Here is a 7,211-nt window from a genome sequence, read left to right as displayed (position 1 = left end):
GTCTTGCCAAGATTTTTCAGGTGTTGCAGTTCATCATTCATCAAGCCTCCTTGCGATGGCCGAATGGTGCGTGGGCAAGCTTCTGAGGAGTGTAGCCATCAGCAGGAAAAGCGTTATCGTTTGGTCGTTTTCGACGCAAAAGCTTCTAAGCGTCGTTGAAAAAGCACGCGGATAAAATCCGCGAAACGGGCAGGAAGCAGCGGGGAACAGCTGGAAATCAGAGGAAATACACCTGAAGTCCAGCGCAAGGCGGGGGCGCTGGACTTGTCAATTTACGCACGGGATTCAGCGTGTGCGATAACGCAATCGGGTACCGAAGTTCATCGACATCAGAATTTCGTCAGCGCTGAGTTCCGCTGGAAAGTAGGCGCCGGAAATCTGTGCATGGGCCAGGCTCGCGCCTTCAAGCGAAGCCTTGCGAAAATCGATGCCACGCAAATCGGCGGATCGAAAATAGGCATCGGTGAAGTCGATACCATCAGCATTGAGTTCGCGCAGGTCCAGGCCTCGGAAATCACCTCCGACCATGTCGATCGGTCCTTCCTTTGGTCGTTCGTTATTGAATCCTGTGATGTCGTCCTTGTGCAGCAAGGCATACAGCGGGGTGTCGAGAAGTTTCGGCTGGCTCATGTCGCATCACCTGTTGGTTTTATGACGCCAGTATAGTGCCACTATTTGACAGCCGTGAAGCCGCAGAGGGCTTCACGACCGAAATACTTTTTACAGCCCCGGAAGGCGTTGGCGAATCTGCTCTACCACGGTGTCAAGCGTCCCGCTTTCATTGGTCTGGACGCGTTTGCTGCAGAGAATTTCCGCTGGCGTGAGGGCTTCGCGACTGGCTTGTTGAGCCTCGATAACGGCCAATGTCGCGTCGGATGGATCCGATTTCTCGGCCTGACGTTGTTGCAGCCAGCTTTCGATGACAGCTTGAGGGGCATTGCAATCCAGAATCAGGAACGGTGCGCCAGTCGCTTCTGCCACCTTTGCTGCACTGTCACGTTGATCGTGCTTTAGGTAGGTCGCATCAACCACCACCGGGAAACCGGCGTGCAGAATCACCGCGGCAATTTCATGCAGGCGCTGGTACGTGGCGGTATTGGCTTCGCTACTGTAGATGCCTGCCTGCAGATCGTTCGCCATCGTCTGTTCACCAAACAGGCGTTTGCGTTCTACGTCGGAGCGCAGGCGAATGGCGCCCAGTGCTTCCACCAGACGCATGGCCACATGGCTTTTGCCTACTGCGGAGACGCCGTGGGTGATGGCCATGAAACGGGAAGGAATGGTGCTGTAACTTTCCGCCAGGTTGGCGTAATTGCGGTACTGGCGCAGGCTGGTGGCACGTTGCACTGGCGTGGCATCGGCCGGCATGCTGAACAGTGCGACCTTGGCGCGCACCAGCGCACGGTAGGCTTTATAGAAGTTCAGCAGTTCCAGGCCCTGATAATCGCCAGTCAGTTCCAGGTACTGGCTGATGAAACGCCGTGCCAGGCATTTAAGGCCGCGGTCTTCCAGGTCCATCGCCAGGAAAGCGCTGTCGGCGTAAACATCGGTGAAGCGGAAGGGCTCGTTGAACTCGATGCAGTCGAAGATCACGACCTTGCCGTCGATCACCGTGGCGTTACCCAAATGGATGTCACCATGGCATTCGCGGATGAAGCCATCTGCCTTGCGTTGCACGAGCAGTGGCTTGAGGCGTTCGAAGCTGCTTTCGGCCCAGGCTTGCAGGGCGTCGAGTTGTTGAAGGTCAGCCTTGTCGCTGATGAACGGCAGGATTTGTTCGAAGTTCTGGCGCACGGGGGCCATCACGCTGTCGGGGGTGCCGGCTTCATGTTCCGCCGGGACTTTCGGTGCGTTGAGGTGGAAGCGAGCAATCTGGGCTGCCATCTCATCGATGTGTGCGGTAGTCAGTTCGCCGTTGGCTTGCAGGGTGCTGAGCAAGCCGGTCTGGGGGAACTGGCGCATTTTCAGCACGTATTCGATGGCCGGGCCATCCCCGCCCAATTGAGGTGCTTCGGCACTGCCGGTAATCGGCAATACTTCAAGATAAAGATCGTCAGTCAGGCGCTGGTTCAAGCGCAGCTCTTCGCCACAGAAATGCTTGCGGGCTTCGAGGGTCGTGAAGTCGAGGAAGCCGAAATTCATCGGTTTCTTCACTTTATATGCAAAGTCGCCAGTCAGCAGTACCCAGGAAATGTGGGTTTCGATGAGCTGGAACCCGTCTACGGAGTGCGGGTAGAGGGCCGGGTTTTGCAGGGCGGCGATCAGGGACTGGCTCACAGGCGATCCTTCAGAGTCTGGAAAAATTTCAGGTCGCTATTATGGCGGCTAGCCAGCCTAACGCAAACTCGGAGGGCTCCTGTTGGGGACGAATAAAGTGCGTATAATCCGCCGCCATGACTCGTACCCGATCCCCCCGTACCCCTAAAAAACCACCTTCCCGAGGCTTGCGGCCTTGGCTGGGCTGGGCCCTTAAACTCAGTCTGGTCGGCCTGGTAGTGCTGGCCGGATTCGCGGTTTACCTCGATGCCGTCGTGCAGGAGAAGTTTTCCGGCAAGCGCTGGACCATTCCGGCGAAGGTATACGCGCGCCCGCTCGAGCTGTTCGTCGGACAAAAGCTGAGTCGCGACGACTTTCTTACCGAGCTCGATGCTTTGGGCTATCGCCGTGAAAGTGTGAGCAATGGCCCCGGCGCTGCGGCGGTCAACGGTAATACTGTTGATTTGAATACCCGTGGTTTCCAGTTTTATGAAGGCATGGAACAGGCGCAGCCGGTGCGTGTGCGTTTCTCCGGCGACTATGTCGCCGAACTCTCGGCGACGAACGGTTCGAAGCTTTCGGTAGTGCGCCTGGAGCCGCTGCTGATCGGCGGGATTTATCCGAAGAACCTCGAAGACCGCATTCTGATCAAAATCGATCAAGTCCCGCCCTATTTGCTGGAAACCCTGGTCGCGGTGGAAGATCGGGATTTCTATAGCCATTGGGGCGTGTCGCCCAAGTCGATTGCGCGAGCTGTCTACGTCAACACTTCTGGCGGCAAGATGACTCAGGGCGGCAGTACGCTCACGCAACAACTGGTCAAGAATTTCTACCTGACCAGCGAACGCAGCCTGAGTCGTAAACTCACCGAAGCCATGATGGCGATGTTGCTCGAGTTGCATTACGACAAACGGGAAATTCTTGAGGCCTACCTCAATGAAGTGTTCGTCGGTCAAGACGGTCAGCGCGCTGTGCACGGTTTCGGTCTGGCCAGCCAGTTTTTCTTCGGGCAGCCATTGTCCGAACTGAAGCTGCATCAAGTCGCGATGCTGGTAGGCATGGTCAAGGGGCCTTCCTATTACAACCCGCGTCGCAATCCTGAGCGGGCACTCGAGCGGCGCAATCTGGTGCTGGACGTGCTTGAGCAACAAGGTGTTGCCAGTGCCGAGCAAGTCGCCGCCGCGAAAAAAATGCCGTTGGGCGTGACAACGCGAGGCAAGCTGGCGGACAGCTCGTTCCCTGGCTTCCTTGATCTGGTCAAGCGTCAACTGCGTGAAGACTATCGCGACGAAGACTTGACCGAAGAAGGCCTGCGCATCTTCACCAGTTTTGACCCGATCCTGCAGATGAAGGCCGAAGCGTCGGTCAACGACACCTTCAAGCGTCTTTCCGGGCGCAAAGGATCTGACGACGTCGAGGCGGCCATGGTCGTGACCAATCCGGAAACCGGTGAGGTCCAGGCCATGATTGGCAGTCGCCAGGCCAGTTTTGCCGGTTTCAACCGGGCACTGGATGCTGTGCGACCTATCGGCTCGTTGATCAAGCCAGCGGTGTATCTGACTGCGCTTGAGAAACCCAGCCAGTACACATTGACCAGTTGGTTGTCGGACGAATACTTTTCGGTCAAAGGGGCGGATGGCCAGGTCTGGAAGCCGCAAAACTATGATCGTCGTTCTCACGGCACGGTCTTCCTTTATCAAGGTCTGGCGCATTCCTACAACCTGTCGACTGCGCGTCTCGGTCTGGCGGTGGGTGTGCCCAATGTCCTCAAGACTTTGGGGCGTCTGGGCGTAAGCCGCGAATTTCCGGCCTTCCCTTCGATGTTGCTGGGGGCTGGCGGCATGACGCCGATTGAAGTCGCGACCATGTATCAGACACTCGCCAACGGTGGCTTCAATACGCCGATGCGCGGGATTCGCAGCGTGCTGACGGCGGAGGGGGAGCCGCTCAAGCGTTACCCTTTCCAGATTCAACAGCGTTTCGACCCGGCTTCGATTTATCTGATCCAGAGCGCCATGCAGCGGGTCATGCGGGAAGGCACCGGCAGTTCGGTTTACAACGTGTTACCGAAAACCTTGACCCTGGCGGGCAAGACGGGGACCAGTAACGACTCCCGAGACAGTTGGTTCGCTGGCTTCAGTCAGGACTTGCTGGCGGTGGTCTGGTTGGGGCGCGATGACAATGGCAAGACGCCATTCACCGGCGCTACCGGCGCATTGCAGGTCTGGACCAGCTTCATGCGCAAGGCAGACCCACTTCCCCTGGACATGCCGCAGCCGGACAATATCGTTCAGGCCTGGGTTGATTCGCGAACCGGACAAGGCTCCGATGCCGGTTGCCCAGGTGCCGTGCAGATGCCGTATATTCGCGGCAGCGAACCGCCTCCCGGTGCCGCTTGTGGGGGTGAAAACCCTGCAGAGACGGTGATGGATTGGGTCAAGGGCTGGATGAATTAAGCAAAGAGGGTTTCAAGTGAACAAGTGGTTGATTCCAGCGGTTACCGCCGTGGCTTTGCTCAGCGGTTGTTCTTCAGTGCAGCGTGGTTCGATTCCGGTTGTGGATTCCGGTACCGCGGTTTCCAACAGCGAGCGCGTTTCCGCGAACGGTGGTTATCGCCAGACGACGGTGAAGCGTCCCGTGCAATCGCAAACACAGGCGATTCCACAAGGCGATACCGGTGTGGTTGTGATGATCCCGGGCGGGGGCGCAACGACGTCGACACCGATCAGCACCACACCGATTACTCCTGGGCCGATCACGCCAGGGCCGATTGATACATCGCCGGTTCAATCTGCGCCGGTCAATCAGGGCAGCTACAGCATGCCGTCGACGCCGAGTGGAATTCCGTCGGCGAGTTCCGGTGGCCTGTCCGCCGACGAGCAATTGGACGGCCCGGTCCTTGCGCTGCTGACCACTGCTCAGCAACAACAGGCTGGCGGCGACCTGAACGGTGCGTCCTCGAGCCTGGAGCGCGCCCAACGAGTAGCCCCGCGTGAACCTCAAGTGCTTTATCGCCTGGCGCAAGTGCGCATGGCCCAAGGTGATGCCGCGCAAGCCGAGCAATTCGCCCGTCGTGGCCTGACCCTCGCCAATGGCCGTCCGGCTCTTCAAGCCAGCCTCTGGGAGCTGATCGCTCAGGCTCGCGAGAAACAGGGTGATTCCTCGGGTGCGGCACTGGCCCGTCAGAAAGCCAAGGTTACGTCGTAATGGACGCACGTTTTCTCCAGATCGCCGATCAGTTGCTGCTGATCGAGCGAGAGCTGCGGATACAAGGGTGGTGGGACGACGTTCGGCCATCCGCCGAAGCACTTTCCAGCGTGGAACCCTTTTCGGTCGATACGCTGGACTTCGAACAATGGCTGCAGTGGATATTCCTGCCGCGCATGAAAGCGATCCTCGAGCAGGACCTGCCGTTGCCGAATGCTTCAGGGATTCAGGAAATGGCCGAAATGGTCTTCGCTGGACGCAATGTCCAGGGCCGGGATCGCCAGTTGCAAGTGCTGCTCAAAGAGTTTGATCAACTGATCACCGCGGCCCGCTGACTCCCCCCGCCCATTGCAGGAGCCGACCAAACTCGGCTCCTGCAGGCGTTCACTGGCAGTTGTCCGCGATCTGTTTCTGCGTTTCGCCGATACGCTCTTGCCGCTGTGCATCGTCCAGACGGCGCAACTGTCCTTCCACTTCCTCCCTGAGTCGCGGATTGTTCTGCAACTGCGCAAGATTCGTTCGCGCCTGCTCACAAAACACTTTCAACTGTTCCTGCTGCTCGGCAACCTGCTTCTTGACGCTGTTGTCGATGGCCTGTTGATCGCCGATGGCGCCGCCGTTGGCGGGGATGGGTGGTTTGCCCGGCGATGAAGCGGGGGTGACAATGGTCGTGGCTGGCAGGCCTGGGGGCGGCTGGCCATCGAAATGAGTAACGCCTTGGGCGTCGACCCATTTGTAAATCTGCGCGGCCATGGCCGCCGGGCTGAGGACGACCAACAGGCCGGCGATGAAGAAGTGCGTACGCATGCCAATTCCTAGTCAAAAGTTGCGCAATTGAAGCTAACACACATGGGATTTATAGGTTTTTTCTTGCGTTCTCATGCGGTTACTAGAATAAAGCACATAGACGGCTTGACTTGCGAAGGGCGAAACAGAAGAATCCAAAGTCCGCTGTACAGGGACTGCCAGAAGCAGACCCTCTCAGCAGATCATGAGGCGCACATCCGCGCCGACCTGTTACACCCGCAACGCGTTACCTCGCGCTGGGTGGGAGAAGCCCGCAACACTTGGGACGATCCCAATACTTGCTCAGTCAGTGCTGACGTAGTCGGCGACCACCGTCGCTCATGCTCTGCAGAGAAGTAAACCTATTAAGACCCGTCCCATTTTTCGTGGGCGGTATTCTGGCGTTTTAGAGGTGAGCAACGTGGAGCTTTTATCTGGCGGTGAGATGCTCGTCCGCTTCTTGCGTGACGAAGGCGTCAAATATATCTACGGGTACCCGGGTGGTGCTCTTCTTCATGTCTACGATGCCCTGTTCAAAGAACCGGAAGTGACCCACATCCTGGTTCGTCACGAGCAAGCGGCTACCCATATGGCTGACGGCTACGCCCGTGCCACCGGTAAAGCCGGTGTGGTACTGGTGACGTCCGGTCCTGGCGCTACAAACGCCATCACCGGTATTGCCACCGCCTACATGGACTCCATTCCGATGGTGGTTATTTCCGGCCAGGTGCCGAGCACCATGGTCGGTACCGACGCCTTCCAGGAAACCGACATGATCGGTATTTCCCGGCCGATCGTGAAGCACAGCTTCATGATCAAGCATGCGTCGGAAATCCCGGAAGTCATGAAGAAAGCTTTCTACCTGGCGCAATCCGGTCGTCCTGGTCCGGTCGTTGTCGATATCCCGAAAGACATGACCAACCCGGCCGAGAAGTTCGAATACGTCTTCCCGAAAAAAGCCA

The 7,211-nt window shown here is 57.8% G+C and carries 7 protein-coding genes; 4 read left to right on the top strand and 3 right to left on the bottom strand.

Annotated elements, in window-relative coordinates:
• Positions 1 to 285: 285 nt before the first annotated feature.
• Complete coding sequence (locus D8V06_RS16395) at positions 286 to 630, bottom strand: pentapeptide repeat-containing protein (protein WP_056855613.1); 345 nt, start codon at positions 628 to 630, stop codon at positions 286 to 288.
• Positions 631 to 720: 90 nt separating this feature from the next.
• On the bottom strand, positions 721 to 2,277 hold the full coding sequence (locus D8V06_RS16390; protein WP_130931321.1) for a bifunctional aminoglycoside phosphotransferase/ATP-binding protein: 1,557 nt from the start codon (positions 2,275 to 2,277) through the stop codon (positions 721 to 723).
• Between the two features lie 116 nt (positions 2,278 to 2,393).
• Here D8V06_RS16390 and mrcB point away from each other — a divergent pair, with 116 nt between their 5' ends.
• From mrcB to D8V06_RS16375, 3 genes are read left to right on the top strand one after another with little or no spacing between them, the layout of a single operon-like run.
• Positions 2,394 to 4,712 (top strand): penicillin-binding protein 1B, encoded by a 2,319-nt coding sequence (gene mrcB, locus D8V06_RS16385; protein ID WP_056855611.1) that lies wholly within the window; start codon positions 2,394 to 2,396, stop codon positions 4,710 to 4,712.
• 16 nt (positions 4,713 to 4,728) lie between these two features.
• Positions 4,729 to 5,463 (top strand): tetratricopeptide repeat protein, encoded by a 735-nt coding sequence (locus D8V06_RS16380; RefSeq protein ID WP_130931320.1) that lies wholly within the window; start codon positions 4,729 to 4,731, stop codon positions 5,461 to 5,463.
• A complete protein-coding gene (locus tag D8V06_RS16375; protein WP_130907405.1) occupies positions 5,463 to 5,798 on the top strand; it encodes a YqcC family protein in 336 nt (111 codons plus the stop codon). The genes D8V06_RS16380 and D8V06_RS16375 overlap by 1 nt, the downstream gene beginning before the upstream one ends.
• A 49-nt stretch (positions 5,799 to 5,847) precedes the next feature.
• Here D8V06_RS16375 and D8V06_RS16370 read toward each other — a convergent pair whose 3' ends face one another.
• Positions 5,848 to 6,270, bottom strand: a complete 423-nt coding sequence (locus D8V06_RS16370) for a DUF4124 domain-containing protein (protein ID WP_130931319.1) — start codon at positions 6,268 to 6,270, stop codon at positions 5,848 to 5,850.
• 400 nt (positions 6,271 to 6,670) lie between these two features.
• Here D8V06_RS16370 and D8V06_RS16365 point away from each other — a divergent pair.
• On the top strand, positions 6,671 to 7,211 hold a 541-nt coding region (locus D8V06_RS16365), incomplete at its 3' end, for a thiamine pyrophosphate-binding protein (protein WP_277751304.1).

The organism is Pseudomonas sp. Sample_24 (assembly GCF_004307605.1).
GTDB lineage: Bacteria > Pseudomonadota > Gammaproteobacteria > Pseudomonadales > Pseudomonadaceae > Aquipseudomonas.
The sequence above is the reverse complement of the archived record's forward strand: the minus strand, read 5'-3'. Positions and strand labels throughout refer to the sequence as shown.